Origin of the sequence: Parabacteroides sp. AM17-47, assembly GCF_003434625.1 — a bacterium.
Classification (GTDB): domain Bacteria; phylum Bacteroidota; class Bacteroidia; order Bacteroidales; family Tannerellaceae; genus Parabacteroides; species Parabacteroides distasonis.
Window position 1 is genome coordinate 51790 of record NZ_QTLI01000009.1, and the last position, 19599, is coordinate 71388.

Below are 19599 nucleotides of genomic sequence, written 5' to 3' on the forward strand. Positions count from 1 at the left end.
CAACTTATGACGCTTGGGAAGTGTTGTTTTATCAACAAATAGAAGAAACATATGGAAAATGGAGTAATGATGCAGTATTTCGAATGGAATCTGCCGAACGATGGAATGCTGTGGAAACGGCTGAAGGATGATGCCTCGCATTTACATGAGATCGGGATCAGCGCCGTATGGATTCCACCCGCGTACAAAGGCCATGAGCAAGCGGACGAGGGGTATGGAACCTATGATCTATATGATTTGGGGGAGTTCGACCAAAAAGGGACCATACGCACCAAGTATGGAACTAAACAGGAACTTCAAGAAATGATCGAGGAACTTCACCGGAACCAGATTGGCGTATATCTGGATGCCGTGATGAACCATAAGGCGGGAGCCGATTATACCGAGTGGTTTATGGCGCAAGAGGTAGATCCTGGGCAACGGGAAAACGCTACCAGCGAACCCCATGAGATAGAGGGATGGACCGGCTTCGACTTCCCGGGGCGTGGCAATATGTATTCTAATTTTAAATGGCATTGGTTTCATTTCTCCGGGACGGACTATGATGTGTCCCGCAAGAAGGAAGGTATATTCCAGATTCTGGGAGAGGGAAAACATTGGAGTGAGGGAGTCGATGATGAGAATGGAAATTACGACTATCTCATGTTCGCCGATCTGGATTTCGATAACCCTGAAGTCGTGCGTGAGATGCAGGAATGGGGGATCTGGGTATCGAACGAACTAAACTTGGACGGTATGCGACTCGATGCGATCAAGCATATGAACGACCAGTTTATCAAGCATTTTCTGGAGGCGGTGAGAGCGGATCGGGGAGAGGGCTTCTACGCTGTCGGGGAATATTGGAAAAACGATACCGAATCGTTGGAGGCTTACCTGTCGCAAGTAGAATATAACGTGGATTTGTTTGACGTAGCCTTACATTATAACTTGAATGAGGCTTCCGAGAAAGGTCGTGACTATGATTTACGCGATCTATTAAAAGGGACCTTGGTCGAGATATGCCCGGATCAAGCCGTCACCTTCGTGGATAACCATGATTCCCAGAAAAACAGTTCTTTGGAGTCGCAGGTGAAGGATTGGTTCAAACCTTCCGCCTACGGTTTGATCCTGTTGATGAAGAAAGGGTATCCGTGTATCTTTTATGGGGATTATTATGGCGTAAAAGGGAAGAAATCTCCCCATCGTAAGGTATTGGATATGCTATTGCGTGTCCGGAAAGAATATGCGTACGGGGAAGAGGTGGATTATTTTGATCATCCGAACACGATCGGCTTCGTACGCTTGGGAGATCCGGGACATGCTGATTCGGGCTTGGCGGTGGTTATCTCGAACGGGGAAGATGGAGAGAAAACAATGTCTGTGGGGGAGAACCGGAAAGGCGAGGTATGGCATGAGATCACAGGCTCGGTAAAAGATACCGTGACGATTGATGAGGAAGGGAAGGGCCGTTTCCTTGTCAAGGGAGGCAAATTGGCTGTTTGGGTCAAGGCTTAACGGATGCTTTACTTGACCTCGAATTGTATTTTCTTCTGGTTCCCCTCGTTGTCGATGAGGGTAAGGAGATGTTTTCCTTGGCTCACGGAGCAACTGATCTGGTGATTCTCGGTGGTCTCTCCCAGATAGCTTTCGTCCAGATGCCAGTAAATCGTAGCGTCACGGCGGGCGTGGGCGGCCTTGAAGATAAATTTCTCGGACTTTCCGGAGAAGCCTTTCGGAAGGTAGAGAATGGCGTTATGCTCGGGATAGATCAGTTCGATCTGGCGGTTCAGGTCTTGCCCGCAGCCGGGTTTTACCGGAGGGAGCGGGATATAATCGATGTGATAGTTGCGGTAGTAATACTCCTGTGCGGGAGGAAGCACGAACCACGGGCGGCTGATCATCCGGTCGACAGACTCGCAGGAACTATTGACCCTGTACCGTCCGTCCGCCGATAGATGCACGAGCTTATGGTAGGGGCAAATCCCCGTGTTATTGCCGGACAGCGGCATGTATAAGGTGTCCGTTTGCTCGCAGTAGGGCGAGGCTTTATGTCCGCTGTTCCGGCAGATCGCCAGGGGAAGCGTCTCATCGTAGGGCAGGTCGAACCATTCGCTACCGGGCAATAGGGAAAAGAGATCGAAAAGGACCGGGGCGGCGTTGCCGACACCCGTAAGTCCTGGACGGCCCTCGCCGGAAGCGTTACCGGCCCATACGCCGACGACGTAGCGGGGAGTCGTGCCGATCGCCCAAGCGTCTCGTCCCCCGTAACTCGTCCCGGTCTTCCACGCGATCCGTTTCATCGACTCGAATTGTTGCCAGTCGGCCTCTTCCTCGGGACGGTTCAGGGCGGACATCGCCTCGAACGTGTACCACAGGGCCGCGGAGGAAAGGAGCGCCTTATCGGTGAGCCGGCTATCGGTAAGGGAACGGATGGGTTCCTTCCTCTCCGCAGGAAAGGGAGTCAGCGGATGGATATCCGCCGGATTATAGCGTCCGTTGTAAGTACGGTAATGTTTAAGCACACGAGACATGGAGGCATACATACCGGAAAGATCCCATAAGGTTCCCTCGGCCCCTCCCAAGATCAAGGAGGCCCCGTAATGTTCCTCGGAGAAACGTAAGGTAGTCATTCCCCACGATTTCAGTAAAGACATAAAGCGTCCGGTATTATACTGGGAGAGCATACGTACCAAGGGAACGTTCAAGGAGCGCTCTATGGCTACATGGGCCGGTACCGCCCCGTAGAATGTCTTGTTGTAATTATGGGGGGAGAAGCCATTTATATTCAAGGGCACGTCCGATACCAGCATGGAGGGGAGCAACAGCCCGTCGTGCAGCATACCGGCATACAGGAAGGGCTTGAGGATGCTTCCCGTGCTGCGGGGCGAGGTGATGATATCCACTTGGTTCCCCCGCCGCTCGTCGGCCGGATAGGTAGCGTTTCCGGCGTAGGCCAATACCTCCCCGGTCTCCACGTCCGCTACGATCGCCGCCAGATTATGGATATGGTTGGAACTGTATTCACGGGCATAACGGTTTACGAGGGCCTGTGTCTGCCGTTGCAGGGCTTGGCGGACGGAGGTTTGGATGCGTTGCCCCGGTTGTTCCGCGGCCAGTCTTTCTAACAGGTGAGGGGCATCATTAGGTAAAGGGAGAGGGGCTTCGGGAAGTGGCTCCATGCAGGCCAGCTCGTATTCGGTCTCTTCCAATACACCTTTCTTTTGAAGGGAAGCCAATAAGCGATCCCGCTTCTCCTTCAGTTGTTTCCGGTTTCTCCCGGGGTGGATCAAGGCGGGGGAGTTAGGAAGAACCGCGAGCGTGGCGCTCTCGGCCCACGATAGCTCGGAGGCGCTTCGCCCGAAATAACGCCATGCGGCGGTCTCCAGCCCGATTACGTTTCCCCCGAAGGGAGCGTGCGAGGCATAGAGGTTCAGTATCTCTTGTTTGCTATAGGTGGTTTCCAGAAAGAGCGCCCAGCACATCTCGATCGTTTTCTCGTAGAAGGTCCGGTCTTGGTTCCCTCTCGCTATGCGTGCCAATTGCATGGTCAAGGTACTTCCTCCGCTCACCACACGCCCCGCTTTCCCGTTCAAGCGGATCGCCCGGAAGATGGCGGCGGGGTCTATACCGGGATGGTAAAAGAACCGTTTATCCTCATACGTGAGCAAGCAATCCACGAATTTATCAGGCAAGCTATCCGCCGCCGGGAAACGCCATTGCCCGTCCGGTGCGATACGTGCGCCTAAAAGCTCGCCCTCGGCCGAATATAATAAGGTAGAGCAGGGGGCGGGAAATAATTGCCGGGGCACGATGCCATACAGGATACACCACGCCGCCCCGCCGATCCCCAAGAGGGATGCGATGAGGTGCCATGGCACTCGTCCCGGCCTCGGTAGTAGCGACTTGGATAGATGGCTGAGGTATCTGCCAGTACTTCGTAGGAAGTACTGTAGTACTGTGAGCAAAGTACTGCGGTACTCCTTAAGAAGTACTGCGGTACTGTCCGGCTGAGTATTGCGGTACTTTATAAGGAGTACTGCCTCAATCATACCAATTGACACTCTCCTCATAATGATCGAACCTTAGCTCTTCCGTCACTCCGACCCTTCGCAAGGCGTTTAGCACGATCCTTTGCTCTTTAGGTGAGAGTGGAAATTCGCCCCTTCGCCGCTCGAAGTAGGGGTTACGTCCGAAATGGGACATGAGTATCGACATGAATTGCTGGTATTGCGCCGGGAACATCCGGCTCTGCATTCCGGTGAAACCCCGTGCGTAGGTGACGGGAGCGGAGTCTCGGAAGTAGGGGCAAGCCCCATCCCGGGTACAGAGGGTGGGGTTCAGCAGCCGTAATACGGTTGCCGGTTGTTCGATGAGCGGCCGGTAGGCGATCTGGTGCAGACACTTCTCGGCCCGAGGGCAATCTTGTTGCTGGCAGACGGCGTAGTCGATGGGGATTTCCTTGTGTAGTTTCTTGGTCATGATGTTGCTATTTATGTATTATCGGGATTGAAATCTGTCGGGAACAAGGTCTCGCTATCGAAACGGTCAAAATCCGATTGGAAGAGACGGTCTTGAATGACCCGATACTTCTCGAACTCGGCTTCTGCGAAAGCTTTGGCTAATTCGGTTGTCACCTTGCCGGCGTTGGTCAATAAGTCATTACCTCCGGCTTCGAGTATCAGGTCGATACGTTTTGCCCAGTCTTCCATGGTCATGGGTATATGTCGTTTAGCCATCCGCTCTGCCATATCTAGAACTGCGTTGACTAAATGTCCCATGTCGTCCAACTCCATCTCGTTAAGGTAGTTCTTGGCAATGGCCACATCTGTTTTTACGATCTTCCCTTTAGGCGCATTTTCCCATGTGGTCAGTCCCATATGTTCTTTTTCCGAGTTGGCTCGGTTCACGATTAACTCGGCGGCGGTATGACCGTGTACGGCATAATGTATCTTATTTTGTACCTTTTGGAAAAAGAGGCGGGTGGTTGGTGCGTCACGACTATAGTCAATAGCGGTAGCATAGATATCGGTCAACTTTTGGTAAAAGTGACGCTCGCTTAACCGTATCTCCCGTATCTCGGCTAGTAGATGTTCAAAATAATCTTCACCGATGAAAGAGCCGTTCTCCATACGCTTCTTGTCTATCACATAACCACGGATAGCGAATTGACGGATGACCGATGTGCACCATTGGCGAAATTGTGTAGCACGAACGCTGTTTACACGATAACCGACAGAAATGATCGCATCAAGGTTATAAAACAATGTTTTTCGGGATACTTGCCGTCCGCCCTCGATTTGAACTACCGAGAAAAACTCGGTAGTTGAATCTTTCCGTAATTCACCGGATGTAAAGATGTTCTTTAGGTGTAATCCGATATTGTCTGTAGAGCAGTCAAACAGGGTAGACATCGCTTTCTGCGTGCACCAGATGGTTTCGTTATGATACATTACCTGTATGCCATCTTCCTTGCCTTCTAGCATGAAGATAAGGAATTCCGCCGTGCTATTTCGAATTTCGAATTTCTTCGCCATATACTTTTCTTTCCTCTTGTTTAGCGACTCCTGTACTTCTTTGGTGGCATACTGGTCGCTCCATATTTAAGACAAATGTACGAAAATTATCAGTTTGTCTGAAAGTATAGGAGAGAAATCCTTCTATTTATGTACATTTGTGGATTAACCATTTAAACATTCATGTGTATGATACGGTCTATCGGTTTATTCTGCGTACTTTGTCTCTTGTCTATCTTGACAAGTTGTCATACGACAAGCTCCACGGATCAAGATCTCCCCCCTTATAATCCGAATGTAGAGGCGTTTACTACCGGGAAGATTTCCCGGTATTCTCCCGTTTACCTGATCTTTAATCAAGAGATCCCGGCGGATCGATTAAAGGCGGACCGATTGGGGAAACTCGTGCGCCTCAAGCCCGATGTGCCGGGGAAATGGGCTTTCGAGAATAACCGGACGTTGGTATTCAAGCCGGAGAAAGGCTTTGAGCGAAACACCTCTTATCAGGTGAACGCCGATTTGTCCGAATGGTTTGAGGCGGAAGGTAAGGATAAGTGGTTCGCTTTTGGTTTTACCACGCTCCCTTTAGCCCTTCGGGGGAATCTGGAATCGATGGATATCAACAAGAAAAACGAGAATGGGTACGATCTGACCGCCGTGCTTTTCACGCCGGATAAGGAATCTCCGGAGACCGTGGAGTCGTTGGTGGATTTCTCGGAGAAGGTAGACGCTACTTGGCAACACAGCCCGGATGGAAAGAAACATGAGGTGACCTTATTCAATGTCTCCGCCGGGATGGAGGGGGAACGGACACTCAAGCTTTCCGTATCTTCTAATAAACTAGGCGTGGAAAAGGCCGATGTCGTGACAGTGAGCGTTCCGGATCAGAATGATTTCTCGGTGTACGACGTGACGTATGTGTCCGAGCCGGAGCGTTACGTGGAGGTCGCTTTCACGAAGTTATTGGATGTGGGCCAAGATATGAGAGGCTTGGCCTTTATCGCCGAGAATACGTCGGAGACCGTAACCGTGGACGGAAACAAGCTACGCCTATATCCGGATGCCGATTTGTGGCAAAAGGGCGTGATGAATATCCACCTGAACCAAGGCATCCGCAGCAAGAGCGGCTTGAACCTGAAAGAGGCTGTCGTGCGTCAAATAATCCTAGATGAGCAGAAACCCGGCGTCCGTTTTATCGGGAAAGGAGTGATCATCCCGCAATCCACGCAATTATCCGTTCCTTTCCAAGCGATTTATTTGCGAGGGGTTACGGTGAGCGTTATCAAGATATTGGAGCAGAATATCGGTCAGTTCCTGCAATCGAACAACTTGGATGAGTCCGGGGAGTTAATGCGTGTCGGGCGCTTGATCGCCCGTAAGACGATCTTCTTGGATGAGGAGGGTCTTGACCTGTCCCGGTGGAATACGTTCGCGGTCGATTTAAAGCGGTTGATCGAGCCGGAACCGGGCGCTATCTACCGTCTGGAGCTTTCGTTTGACCGGCCTTTGTCGGCCTATCCTTGCGGGAATGATACGTTGAAGATCTCGAAGGAGCAGATCTTGGCCTCGGACGAGATCCGTTTCAAGGAAGAGTCCGCCCGTTTTGACGAGGGAGCGTATTATTACCGTCAATACGATTGGTCTAGTTATAATTGGAAAGAATGGAACGATCCTTGCTCGGATAGTTATTACTTTAATAAGGTAGAGGGAAAGAATATCTTGGCTACCAATTTGGGACTGGTCGCCTTGATGGGGCAGGATAATGATATGACCGTGTTGGTGCATAATATACAGAATACGGAGCCGGAGCGAGGAGTTACGGTTACCGCCTATAATTACCAACACCAAGCGTTGGCCTCGGGCACGACCGATGACAAGGGGCAGGTACGGCTGGATCTCTCCTCGGGACGTCCGTTCTACCTGATCGCCTCACAGGGAACCCAACGTTCCTATCTGCGGGTGGATAACGGATCGGCTCTCTCGCTCAGTTCGTTCGATGTATCGGGCGAGGTAGTCCAGAAAGGGATCAAGGGCTTTATCTATGGTGAGCGGGGCGTATGGCGTCCGGGTGATACGTTGCATCTGGGTTTTATGCTGAACGACCGGGCGAAGCAATTGCCGGCAGAGCATCCGGTGGTGATGGAGCTGTACAACCCGTTAGGGCAAATGTATGCCCGTAAGACGCAGACCCGTGGCGAGCTGGGGCTTTATGTCTTCGATTTCGTTACCGAGGCGGACGCTCCTACAGGCGCTTGGAACGTGAAGGTACAAGTGGGTGGTGTCTCTTTCTCGAAGCGCTTACGCATCGAGTCCATCAAGCCAAACCGCCTGAAGATCGCCTTATCCATGCCGGAGAAGACCTTGTTGCGTGGTGAGCCTATGGATGCCCGCCTGCATGTGGAATGGCTGCAAGGAGCTATCGCCCGTAACTTGAAATATGATATACAAGGTACCTTTATCGCTACCCCGACTACCTTCGAGGGCTATAAGGGGTTCTATTTCGACGATCCTTCCCGTGTATTTAATACGGAAGAGAGCAAGTTGATCTCCGGCGTTACCAATGAGCGGGGCGATGCCACGGTACAAGCCCGCTTCGAGCTGGGTTCTACCGCTCCCGGAATGTTGCTGGCAAACCTAGTGACCCGGGTCTATGAGGAATCCGGTGATTTCAGTATCGACGCGGACCGGATGCTTTACTCGCCTTATCGCCGGTATGCCGGTATCAAATCTCCGCAGAAAGATAAGGAACAACTAAATACCGGAGCCAATTATACCTACGAGGTCGCTTCTGTTGATTATTTAGGGAAACCGCAAGCGAATACGGAATTAGACGTGAAAGTATATAAGGTCTATTGGTATTGGTGGTGGGACTCCAACAGTAGCGGTCTGGCCAATTACGTATCGGATTCCTACAATAAGCCGGTAAAGACATTTACCGTCCGTACGGATGGGGACGGCCGGGGTACGTTCCAGCTCTCTTTTCCGGATAAGGAGTGGGGAACGTATTTCATCTCCGTGAAAGATAAGGAGAGTAAGCACTCTACGGGAGTGATGAGTTATTTCGACTGGCCTTATAACGAGGGCCGACGTAACACCGATGGCAGCGAGTCCGCCACGATGCTTAGTTTCAAGACCGATAAGGATAGTTATACGCCCGGAGAAAAGATGGTAGTCACCTTCCCTTCCACGAAAGGAAGCCGTGCGATTATCAGTATAGAGAACGGCGTGCGTGTCCTTTCCTTGACGGAACATACGTGCGAGGATAAACAAACGACCGTGAGACTGGATGTGACGAAAGATATGCAGCCGAACGCTTACGTCTATATCACCCTTTTGCAGCCTCATGGCATCACGAAGAACGATTTGCCGATCCGCTTGTATGGCGTGGTCCCGTTCACGGTAACTTCTCCGGAGAGCCATCTGACCCCGGTCATCCAATCTCCCGCTGAGCTGAAACCGGATGCCTCTTATACCGTCTCCGTCTCCGAGAAGAATGGAAAGGAGATGGCTTATACGCTGGCGATCGTGGATGAGGGCTTGCTGGACCTGACCCGTTTCCGTACGCCGGAGCCTTGGAAGGCGTTTAACGCCCGGGAAGCGTTGGGCGTGAATACATGGGATTTGTATAACTACGTGGTTGGCGCTTACGGCGGCCGTATCGAGCAATTGTTCAGTATCGGCGGCGACGATGCGCTGAACAAAGGCCCGAAAGCGATCGTGAACCGCTTCAAGCCCGTGGTGCGATTTGACGGCCCGTTCTTGCTGAAGAAGGGGAAGACCGCCCGGCATACCTATCAGATGCCGAATTATAACGGGCGTGTCAAGATCATGGTGGTAGCCGGAAACGGGGAGGCTTATGGACATGCCGATAAGAGCGTGATGGTACGTAAGCCCGTAATGCTGCTAGGAACCTTGCCCCGGGTGATCGGCGTGGGCGAGGAGATGGTAGTACCCGCTACGGTATTCGCTACCGAGGATGGCGTAGGGGCCGTGAATGTATCTATCGCTTGCAGCTCGAATATGGAAGTGGTCGGCGAGGCGACGAGGAGCTTGAGCTTCGAGCGGAAAGGGGATCAGCAAGCCTCGTTCCGTATCCGGGTGAAGAAGAACCCGGGTATCGGGAAGGTAACGATAACCGCTACGGGTAAAGGGGATAAATCCGTTTATGAGACGGAACTGGAGATCCGTACGGTACGCCGCCCGCAAGTGAAAGTTACCGCCGCTACCTTGGAGGCCGGCAAGTCTTGGAAAGAGACGGTTGCGATGCCGGGTGCCACGGGTACGAACCAGTTGACTTTGGAAGTGTCGGATATCGCCCCCGTGAACTTATCCTCACGTCTATCTTATTTGTTGGGTTATCCTCACGGATGTCTGGAACAGATCACCTCGAAAGGATTCCCGCAGCTTTATATCTCCTCGTTTACGGATTTGACCCCTCAACAGGCGAAATCCACGGAGGAGGCCGTGAAAGAGGTGATCCGCCGTCTGCGCTCTTACCAGACCGTAGATGGGGCTTTCGCCTATTGGCCGGGTGGAACGAGCAGCAATGGCTGGGGTACGGTTTACGCTACTCATTTCTTGCTGGAAGCCTCGAAGAAAGGCTACTTGGTTCCCGAGGCCATGAAACAAAGCGTATTGAATAATCTACGCCGGGTAGCCCGTAATTGGAAGCCGGCTACCTCTTATTATATGGATTCGGAAGAGACTACCCAAGCCTATCGCCTGTATGTATTGGCTTTGGCCGGGTCGCCGGAGATGGGTGCCATGAACCGCTTGAAAGAGATGAAAGACTTGGCCTCCATGAGTCGCTGGTCGCTAGCTTCCGCCTATGCCTTGGTCGGCCGTGAGGATGTCGCTCAAGACCTGATCAGTAAGACGACGGCTCTTCCTTCCGGTTATTCCGAGTATGACGAGACGTTCGGCAGTGATGTCCGGGATCAATCCATCCAGTTAATGACGCTTTGCTTGTTGGATAAAGGCAAGGAGGCCGCTACTTTGGTGGAAGAGTTGTCCAAACAGCTTTCTTCGGATGATTGGTTGAGCACACAATCTACGGCATTCGCTTTAGTTGCCTTGTCGGACTACCTAGCTAAATATCGGGTAGACGGGGTCATGGATTTCACGTACGCTTGTGGCGGAAAGGATGGACAGGTGAAAACGGATAAGAATATATGGTCCGAGACCTTATTGGATAAGGCGGGGACCTCGGCGAGCGTCGAGTTGAAGAACACGGGTAAATCTACGCTCTTCGCCCGTATTATAACCGAGGGAATACCGGAGCAGGGAGAGGAAAAAGCGTATGCGAACGGTGTCTCGTTGGCGGTTAGCTATGTGGACTTGAACGGACGTCCGGTCAATGTCGCCCAATTGGAGCAAGGTACGAATTTCTCCGCCGTGGTTACGGTAAAGAACCCTTCGGCCCGGGGATATAATAATTTGGTATTATCGGAGATCTTCCCTGCCGGATGGGAAATACTGAATACCCGTTTCTTGAATGAGTCCGCTACGGACAGCTTGAGCGCCGGAGTGAATTATCAGGATATTCGTGACGACCGTGTTTATAGTTATATAGACCGTCTGCCGGCAGGCAGTCAAGTGACCGTGAAGATCAATCTTTGCGCAGTCTACCCGGGCCGCTTCTACCTGCCTCCGGTGTATTGCGAGGCGATGTACGATTATTTAATCCGTGCGAATACCGCGGGACAAGAAGTTACCGTATTCTAATTTCGTGGGGGGCGGGCAGACCCCGCCCTTATATTTTTTCGAAATTTATTGGATTTATAGTTGTATGCTCGAATAAAACCATTACATTCGCAGCATATTTGAGATTGATTTAAGTTAGTATTAGAAAGTATTGGCTCACAACTTGATTTGTTAGGTAAACTTTTTTAGTCGACATACTCAGCTCAATTAACCATTTAATTAAAGTTTACAAAATGAATCTTTACATTTCAAATCTAAGTTACAACATCTCTGATGAGGACTTAAGACAGTTATTTGCTGATTACGGTGAGATTACTTCAGCAAAAGTTATTATGGATAGAGAAACCGGCCGTTCAAGAGGCTTCGGTTTCGTTGAGCTGAGCGATGATGAGCTAGCTAAAAAGGCTATCGAGGAGTTAAACCAAGCAAGTTATGACGGCAAAGTCATCAATATAACAGAAGCCAGACCTAGAGAGGATAGAGGCGACAGAGGTGGTCGTTTCAATAACAACAGAGGTGGCGGCTACGGTTCCAACAGAGGCGGTGGCTATGGCTCTAACAGAGGTGGCGGTTATGGTTCTAACCGGGATGGTGGAAGATATTAATTCTATCTAGATAAAAAGGAAAGAGCGATCAGAGATGGTCGCTCTTTTTGTTAGAAATCAATCCTTACAACATGATCGATATTCGTAAGTGCCTCCTTAAGTTTTAATACGGCTCCTTGTTTATCTTGTGTGAACTTAACAGGAGATTTGTCCTTAAATAGGACATATAACTATATATGGAGGTGAGACAAGACATTTCTTCCAGTTTGCTAAGCGCATTATCAATGCACAATCAGACGTTCTATCCCTTCTTTTTTACGTTGAATTTCATCTCTCACAAATCTCTTAAAAACTTCGTTGTTTATAATACGTTCCAAATATGCACTTTCAAACCTGTCTAACAGTAATTTATACATTTCTGCAATATTCCCAGCCTCCTTTATACATCCATCCACCCCATACCCTTTTGTTCTTTTTATACCTACATCAAATGCCTCAAATAGATTAGTAAGTTCTATTCCTAAGCCGGAATATTCTGAATCATTATGACCTCCATCAATATCAATTAACATAGCAGAACCTTGCTCGGCATCTATCATTATATTTGATGGATTTAGATCTCCGTGGGTATAAAGTCCCTTACCACCCAAAATCTTACCTCCGCATCTGGTAGAAGAAGGCAATGTCTGTAAGTTAGGGTTATGGAAGCGAGACAAAACATTTCCTACATTATGCCAAGCGCTTATCAATGCATCATCAGAAGCTCTACCACATAACCAGTTACGATGCAGATCCAGCAAGGTGATGCCATGGACAGCCGGAAAGATACCAATAGCCCTGCCACCCACATCAAAATGATCTTTTAAGGAAGTAAAAGTATTTAACTGATCAGCAGTCATACGAGGTACTGACTTTTTGGGATCAGCAGCTTCCACTCCTTCCTGTCTCTTTATCAAATCTTTAAAATTATTTAATTCCCTGACCACTTTTACAAAGAAACATTCAGGCTTATCGGATGCTATAGCATCTTTATTGAGTGCTGTGACAATAAATGCTCCCTGATTGTTTTTTCCGTCATTCTGTTGTAGTTCTTTTACATCTAGAACAACATACCCTTGGCTATCCATTTTCTGCTTAATGAACAATGTACGTAGTTCTAACTCCGGTTTCCTAGCCTCTTTTTTATCGGGAAACACGAGGGAAGCATTTTCTCTTTGAGATAAAAACTGAATATAAACATGATTTATGGCATCCGCTGGATCCTTAAACTCTTTCCCTTCTTTCATGTATTGTTCGCCAAGTGTGTAAGCGAAACGAAATACATTAGAATACCATGGTTTATATGAATATTTTCCCGGAACCCCTTCTTGGACCCACCATCGAATAGCAACGCCATCTGATAGTGTTATCAAAGGGATTTCTGAACCAATCCTCATTCGTTGTAATACAACGTCTGATTCTTTCTCACGCTGCATAACTTGGGATTTGCTTTGCTGCAAAAATTGGATGATAGACGGTGTAGTATGAAGCGGCTTCTTTACTGCTATCTCGATGGTGCGTAGCATTTTGGGGGTTGTTATTCTTTGTGATTTCATAATTTTGCTAAATTCTAAAAATGGAGTACAAAATTTATTCCTCTTTTATTTCAAGCGCATAAGCTCGTCCTCTGTCTGTCGTGATCTTTAGGTTACTGTTTTCCTCCACTAAAGGCCGTAGCCTTCGGATCAAGGTGTTCAAGGTCTCGTCGGCGTTGATCTTTCCCGGCCATAAGCTCTCGCAGATATCCGAGCGGTTCAAGATATGCGTAGGCGATAGGAAAAACATCTCCATCAAGGCATATTGCTGAGGGGTGAGTTTTAGTTTCTCCTCATTCTCCTTATAGAAGGAGGCGGTCTCGCAAGAAAGGTTCAAATTACCGAAAGAGATGGTCTTTTCCGGATGGATAGGCTGAGGCATTATCAGTTCCTTTCTATAGCGTTTGAGCAATAGGGGCAGGATAGCGGATAAAAAGGCAAGCCCGAGGAATAGGCCGGGCAAAGATTTGTCCGATAGCCCGATAACCGCAAGGGTGGAGCAATTGGCGTACCCTTGGAATGAGATCCCGATATGATCCGTGGCAGTATTGGGGCTGTTCGCTATGGATGATGCCCAGATAATCGTATCGCTGGCGATATAATATTCGTTGAGTTTCTTGTTGGTATTAGCGGGAGCGTTTTCGGTTTGAGGATCTTTATTGAGTACGTGGATCACGATTCCCGTTTTCTTCTTGTCGGGCGTATAACTCAATGCGTCGGAAAAGTCCTTGTTATAACTTTCTATGGATACCGGATTGCCGAAAAGCTTGGATAGATTGGCATAGGTGCGTATGGAATCTTGGCTCATCCATAGGTGGGAGTTTTGCAGGATCGTTTGTTGCAACGCTTGATTCAAGTCTGTCACGATCGTTTTCTTGGCTTCCGTATAACTATGGAAACCGAAGCTGAACGAGAGGATCAGCATTAAGGAGGTACCCAAAACGGATAGATTGGCCGATAGTCGTGTATTCATTATTCGCTAGATTAGAATTAACATAAAAAGAACGCTCGAAGGTACTAAATATTATAGAAGGAAAGTATCCTTTTCGATAGGATTCGGGATGAAATAGACCTAAATCCTGCTAAATGACCGGATGTCATGGAAATGTCATGGAAATGTCAGCTACTTATCCGGCGATTATTTACGTTGTTGTTGTCTGTTGCCTCTACTTTTGCCCGAAAACAAATCAAATAAGATACGGATATGAAAAGATTTCTGATGATGATGGCCTTGATAGGGCTTGTGGGAAACTGGAACTCGACGTTGACTGCCCAACTCGTCTCTCCCGATTCATTGTATTTGAACGAGGACTTGCCCGAGATAAACATTGTCGCCGTGAAACCCTTGATAAAGGCAGAGGCGGATAAGACTACTTACAGTATCGCCGAGGACCCGGATTCCCGAACCTATACTTTGCTGGAGATGTTGCGAAAAGTCCCTCTAGTGACCGTGGATGGCGAGGATAACGTGAAGGTAAACGGACAATCCAGTTTTAAGATTTATATGAACGGGCGTCCCTCGAATATGTTCTCCAATAATCCCAAGGAGGTCTTGCGTAGTATCCCCGCCAGCATGATCAAGAAAGTGGAGGTGATAACAGATCCCGGTGCCCGTTACGATGCGGAGGGTGTCAGCGGAATCTTGAATATCGTGACGAAAGGAGCGGAGTTCGAGGGATATAACGCGAGTATAAACACTACGGTGATGAACTTATTTAAGAGTGTCGGTGGTTTCGCTACGCTGAAATATGGCCGATTATCGCTTTCCGGAAATTATACGTTTAGCCAACAATCGTCCGAGAGCGAGTCGGATTATCTCCGTACTCAGTCGGGAGACGGTGCGAAGCTCCGGATGCTCTCGGACGTAGACGTGAAATATCCGGCCCATTATGGAAGTCTGGAAGGCAGTTTCGAGATCGATACATTGAATTTGATCTCCTTGTCCGGAAACTTGAATATCGGAAACAGCAACTCTATTTGGAATAGCCATTATAGCAGGTTTGATAAAGAGGGGGAAGAAATCTATGCTTATAACGAGGATATGAGTAAGAAGAACGAATGGGGTAGTGCCTCCTTAAAAGCGGATTATCAGCGTTTATTCAAACGAAATAAGGAAGAGATGCTAACGCTTTCCTATCAGTACGATTATATCCCGAACGATATTTATAGCGTGTTTCATGATAAGGACAAGATGGGCAATGTCTCGTTACCCCAACTGGAGGCCGATTATACCCGGCAAATCAGTCATGCCCGCACCCATGAGCATACGGCCCAGCTTGATTACGTGAATCCTTTTACAAGTACGCATTCCATCGAGGGCGGTTTGAAGCTGATTCGGCGTAACAGTACGAGCCACGCTACTTCGGAGGTAAAGGAGTTGGGTGAGGGTGTCTGGTTACCCGCTGATTTACAACCTTTGGTGGAATATCGGCATGTGCAGAATATAGGCTCCGCCTATGCGGGATATGGATTTAAGTATGGTAAATGGAGCTTGAACCCGGGCATTCGTATGGAACATACTTGGCAGGACGTGACTTATAAACAAGGCGAAGGCAAGGATTTTAATTATCGTGTAACGGATTGGGTTCCTTCTTGGACCTCCGCTTTCCGCTTGGACGACCGGAATTTGTTTCGCTTGGCTTACAACTTACGTTTACGTCGCCCGAATATCAGCTATTTGAATCCTACGGTGTTCGTGTCTGGGACCTCTATCTCGTATGGAAATCCGGGATTGGTATCGGAGAAACATCATCGTCTTTCGGCGTCATACAGTTATTACGGAACGAAATTGAATGTGCAGGCTTCCGTGCTCTGCACCTTGGGAAAAGGGGTGATTGATGAGTATCTGTTCATTGATTCGGCGAATGTGGTGAATAGTACGTATGATAATCTCGTGGACGTGAAAGCAGCGGGAGGAAACCTTTATCTAAGCTATAATCCTTCGCCCCGGACAAGCGTGTCGCTGAACAGCATGTTGCATTATCTGGATTTACGGGCGCAGGAGGGGAATGAGGTTTACGATACGGATGTGCGTAATTCCGGCTTTTGTGGCTCTGCTTTTGTCGATTTCTCGCAGAAGTTTAAGTACGGGTGGCGTTTTGTCCTGTCGGGTGGATACGTGCGTTCCGAGCCGAATGTGGGGATGGACTCGTACGGCTTTTATTTTTACGGCTTGAGTGTGGTAAAGAGCTTCTTGAAGGATAAATTGACTTGTACGCTGCGGGCGCAAGATTTTCTGGGAGATCATAAGACGATACAGATTAACGAGCGATATCCGGACTTTCATATCCGGCAGACCGAGCGTATGTTTAGCCGTGGTTTCGGCATCGCCATTAGCTACCGGATCGGTGATTTAAAAGCGAGCGTGAAGAAGGCGGGGAGGAGCATAAGGAATGATGATCTGTTGGACGCTAAATAAAGAAGATGGTGTGCCATGATCCACAATAAGGCACACCACCTACGGTATCATAACTCATCCAACCATTTCTTGCCGGGCTTTGTGTAAAGCCAAGCTAAGAAGATAGCGGCTAAAATGGTAACAACGAGCATCAACACTGTCAATCCATTTAAATCTTTTATCATAATCATATTATTTTAATATTCTATTTCCAACTCGGGCTAATAGGTAAGTACCTAAAATCCCTATATTTAACATACCCCAATTATTAATGTCGCCGATGTCTTTTGCTAATAGGAGCATTTCTCCTAATACCATCGTCGTAAACATTAATTTAGCCAAGTCAAAAAAGAACTTCCCTAAAGTCTCCCTTCGGACCTTGTCCCGTTCTTTCCTCATTGTCTGTTGTCTCTCCCAATTTCCCATAGTCCCTTGTTTTGGTTAATACTACTGATTATATGTAGGCAAATGTATATATTATCGGCGACCTGCCCAACTTTTTTATGTGGAATCGCTTATTTTCCCTAATTTTGTATCCCTAAAACGGATGAATGTGGAAGAGTATTTGAATCAACTGAATGAGAGCCAGCGGGAAGCGGTGGTTTACAATGAGGGGCCATCCTTGGTCGTGGCCGGGGCTGGCTCCGGTAAGACAAGGGTACTGACCTATAAGATCGCTTATTTATTGCAATTGGGATTGCCTCCCTATAGTATCTTGGCGCTGACCTTTACCAATAAGGCGGCCCGGGAGATGAAAGAGCGTATTGCGGCCATCACCGGTGACCAAACGGCCCGTCGGCTATGGATGGGAACGTTCCATTCCATCTTCTCCCGTATTTTACGGAACGAGGCGGAGCATATCGGTTATCCTTCCAATTTCACGATTTATGACGCCACTGATTCCAAGAGCTTACTGAAATCCATCATCAAGGAAATGCAATTGGACGATAAGGTGTACCGCCTAGGAATGGTGCAGAGCCGGATCTCCAACGCGAAGAACTCCTTGATAACTTATACGGCCTACGAGCAAAATAAAGAGCTCGTGGAAAGCGATATGAATGCCAAGGTCCCCTTGCTCCGGGAAATCTACAAACGTTACCAGAGCCGTTGCCTGCAAGCGGGAGCCATGGATTTCGACGACTTGTTGCTGCAAACCAATATCCTGTTCCGGGATCATCCGGCCGTCTTGGAGAAATACCGGAACTTCTTCCGGTATGTATTGGTGGATGAGTATCAAGATACGAACTTCGCCCAACACTTGATCGTGCAACGGCTTTGCGAGAGACACGGCCATATCTGCGTGGTAGGGGATGACGCCCAGAGCATCTATTCTTTCCGAGGCGCTAATATAGATAATATCCTGCAATTCAAGAATCTTTATACCGGTTGCCGTATCTTCAAGCTGGAACGGAATTACCGTTCCACCCAGAATATCGTGAACGCCGCCAATAGCTTGATCGACAAGAATACACGTCAGATACCCAAAACGGTCTATTCCGAGAAGGAGGCGGGCAACAAGGTGAGTGTTTTCACCTCGTACTCCGATTATGAGGAGGGCTACACCGTAGCCGCCCGAATCAACGAGATGCACGGGATATTAGGGAAATTCTCGTATGCCGATTTCGCTATCCTGTATCGTACCAACGCCCAGTCCCGTATCTTGGAAGAGGCGTTGCGAAAGCGGGGCATCCCTTACAAGATTTACGGCGGTTTGTCTTTTTACCAGCGGAAAGAGATCAAGGACGTGATCTCTTACTTCCGCCTGATCGTGAACCCGCACGACGAGGAGGCCTTGAAGCGAATCATCAATTATCCCACCCGGGGAATCGGGGATACGACGGTAGGTAAGCTTGTCGGTGCCGCTACCGAATACGGGGTAAGTCTATGGACCGTGCTTCAAGCCCCCTTAGAATATTCGCTACCGATAAATAACGGTACAGCTAAGAAACTGAGCGATTTCCGTAGTTTGATTGAAGTTTTCATTGAAGAGAATAAAAAACTCTCCGCAGAGGAATTGGCTACCTTGGTGGTGAAGCGTAGCGGCATCGTTTCCGACCTGTTTCAAGACCGTTCCGTAGAGGGCGTGAGCAAGCAAGAGAACTTGCAGGAGTTGCTGAAAGGTATCGCCGAGTTTTGCGAGATCCGGCGTGAGGAGGGCATGGAGCAAGTCGCCATGTCCGACTTTTTGGCGGAGGTATCCTTGCTCACCGATCAAGATAACGATAAAGAGGAAAACTCCGATAAGGTCACGATGATGACCGTACATGCCGCCAAGGGATTGGAATTCACGAATGTTTTCGTGGTAGGCTTGGAGGAAGACCTATTCCCCTCGTCCCTATCGAAAGATAACCCGAGAGCGGTAGAGGAGGAGCGTCGTTTGTTCTACGTGGCGATTACCCGTGCGGAGCAAAATTGCGTATTGAGCTATGCGAAGAGCCGCTATCGTAACGGGAAGACGGATATGTGTACGCCCAGCCGTTTCTTGAAGGATATAGACGCTAAGTATCTGGATATGCCTTCGGATGCCGGCGCTTCAGATGCATTCGCCTCGGCCCGTGAACGCTACGGGCGCCCGGCTTTTGCCTCTCCATTCCGGCAACCAAGGGCGGTTGAGGATGATTTCGTGTCGCCGGTGAAGCAAGCGGCACAGCGTCAAGGGCATCTTACGAAGTTAAAAAACACGATGGAATCGTCCTTTTCGGCGGCTCCGGCCACGGATGCCTCTGTTTTGAGGGTGGGCCAGAAGGTCAATCACGACCGTTTCGGCGATGGCGAGATCGTCTCGATGGAAGGTGAGGGAGGTGATGCGAAAGTGACGGTCGCCTTCAAGAATTTCGGAGAAAGGCGACTTTTGCTTAAGTTTGCCAAACTCAGCGTGTTAGGCTAAG

11 protein-coding genes are annotated in these 19599 nt (G+C 49.0%); 5 read left to right on the top strand and 6 right to left on the bottom strand.

Annotated features, from left to right (window positions below; genetic code table 11):
- The first annotated feature begins 51 nt into the window (after positions 1-51).
- Positions 52-1494, top strand: coding sequence for an alpha-amylase (locus DW205_RS08780; RefSeq protein ID WP_005862678.1), 1443 nt, complete (start codon positions 52-54; stop codon positions 1492-1494).
- Positions 1495-1502: 8 nt separating this feature from the next.
- On the opposite strand, the gene pbpC is transcribed toward DW205_RS08780, so the two are convergent.
- Genes pbpC through DW205_RS08795 form a run of 3 tightly spaced genes read right to left on the bottom strand, consistent with a single transcriptional unit; the run spans position 1503 to position 5513 of the window.
- A complete protein-coding gene (gene pbpC / locus DW205_RS08785) occupies positions 1503-4049 on the bottom strand; it encodes a penicillin-binding protein 1C (RefSeq protein ID WP_005862675.1) in 2547 nt (848 codons plus the stop codon).
- Positions 4021-4458 (bottom strand): DUF6078 family protein, encoded by a 438-nt coding sequence (locus tag DW205_RS22500; RefSeq protein WP_005862673.1) that lies wholly within the window; start codon positions 4456-4458, stop codon positions 4021-4023. The genes pbpC and DW205_RS22500 overlap by 29 nt, the downstream gene beginning before the upstream one ends.
- 11 nt (positions 4459-4469) lie before the next feature.
- Complete coding sequence (locus DW205_RS08795; protein ID WP_005862671.1) at positions 4470-5513, bottom strand: virulence RhuM family protein; 1044 nt, start codon at positions 5511-5513, stop codon at positions 4470-4472.
- A gap of 168 nt (positions 5514-5681) precedes the next feature.
- On the opposite strand from DW205_RS08795, the gene DW205_RS08800 reads away from it, so the two are divergent.
- Together DW205_RS08800 and DW205_RS08805 are read left to right on the top strand one after the other, a co-directional pair.
- Entirely contained in the window at positions 5682-11216 is a 5535-nt protein-coding gene (locus DW205_RS08800) for an alpha-2-macroglobulin (RefSeq protein ID WP_005862669.1), read from the top strand.
- A 212-nt stretch (positions 11217-11428) separates the two neighbouring features.
- Positions 11429-11800 (top strand): RNA-binding protein, encoded by a 372-nt coding sequence (locus tag DW205_RS08805; protein WP_005862667.1) that lies wholly within the window; start codon positions 11429-11431, stop codon positions 11798-11800.
- A gap of 221 nt (positions 11801-12021) precedes the next feature.
- Here the strand turns inward: DW205_RS08805 and DW205_RS08810 are convergent, their stop codons facing one another.
- Positions 12022-13335 carry a hypothetical protein gene (locus DW205_RS08810; RefSeq protein WP_227793829.1) on the bottom strand — a complete coding sequence of 438 codons (1314 nt, stop codon included), beginning with the start codon at positions 13333-13335 and terminating at the stop codon, positions 12022-12024.
- 34 nt (positions 13336-13369) lie between these two features.
- A complete protein-coding gene (locus tag DW205_RS08815) occupies positions 13370-14287 on the bottom strand; it encodes a helix-turn-helix domain-containing protein (protein WP_005862665.1) in 918 nt (305 codons plus the stop codon).
- Between the two features lie 231 nt (positions 14288-14518).
- Between DW205_RS08815 and DW205_RS08820 the strand changes: the two genes are divergently transcribed.
- Positions 14519-16732: an outer membrane beta-barrel family protein gene (locus DW205_RS08820; RefSeq protein ID WP_005862663.1), complete on the top strand. Its 2214-nt coding sequence runs from the start codon at positions 14519-14521 to the stop codon at positions 16730-16732.
- A gap of 171 nt (positions 16733-16903) precedes the next feature.
- On the opposite strand, the gene DW205_RS08825 is transcribed toward DW205_RS08820, so the two are convergent.
- Positions 16904-17137, bottom strand: coding sequence for a hypothetical protein (locus DW205_RS08825; protein ID WP_005862659.1), 234 nt, complete (start codon positions 17135-17137; stop codon positions 16904-16906).
- Between the two features lie 121 nt (positions 17138-17258).
- Between DW205_RS08825 and DW205_RS08830 the strand changes: the two genes are divergently transcribed.
- A complete protein-coding gene (locus DW205_RS08830; protein WP_005862657.1) occupies positions 17259-19598 on the top strand; it encodes an ATP-dependent helicase in 2340 nt (779 codons plus the stop codon).
- The last annotated feature ends 1 nt before the right edge of the window (position 19599 follow it).

Coding starts and splice junctions, on each gene's coding strand:
- DW205_RS08805 (WP_005862667.1), top strand. CDS start 11,429: ATGAATCTTTACATTTCAAATCTAAGTTACAACATCTCTGATGAGGAC.
- DW205_RS08780 (WP_005862678.1), top strand. CDS start 52: ATGGAAAATGGAGTAATGATGCAGTATTTCGAATGGAATCTGCCGAAC.
- DW205_RS08820 (WP_005862663.1), top strand. CDS start 14,519: ATGAAAAGATTTCTGATGATGATGGCCTTGATAGGGCTTGTGGGAAAC.
- DW205_RS08830 (WP_005862657.1), top strand. CDS start 17,259: ATGAATGTGGAAGAGTATTTGAATCAACTGAATGAGAGCCAGCGGGAA.
- DW205_RS22500 (WP_005862673.1), bottom strand. CDS start 4,458: ATGACCAAGAAACTACACAAGGAAATCCCCATCGACTACGCCGTCTGC.
- pbpC (WP_005862675.1), bottom strand. CDS start 4,049: ATGAGGAGAGTGTCAATTGGTATGATTGAGGCAGTACTCCTTATAAAG.
- DW205_RS08815 (WP_005862665.1), bottom strand. CDS start 14,287: ATGAATACACGACTATCGGCCAATCTATCCGTTTTGGGTACCTCCTTA.
- DW205_RS08810 (WP_227793829.1), bottom strand. CDS start 13,335: ATGAAATCACAAAGAATAACAACCCCCAAAATGCTACGCACCATCGAG.
- DW205_RS08800 (WP_005862669.1), top strand. CDS start 5,682: ATGATACGGTCTATCGGTTTATTCTGCGTACTTTGTCTCTTGTCTATC.
- DW205_RS08825 (WP_005862659.1), bottom strand. CDS start 17,137: ATGGGAAATTGGGAGAGACAACAGACAATGAGGAAAGAACGGGACAAG.
- DW205_RS08795 (WP_005862671.1), bottom strand. CDS start 5,513: ATGGCGAAGAAATTCGAAATTCGAAATAGCACGGCGGAATTCCTTATC.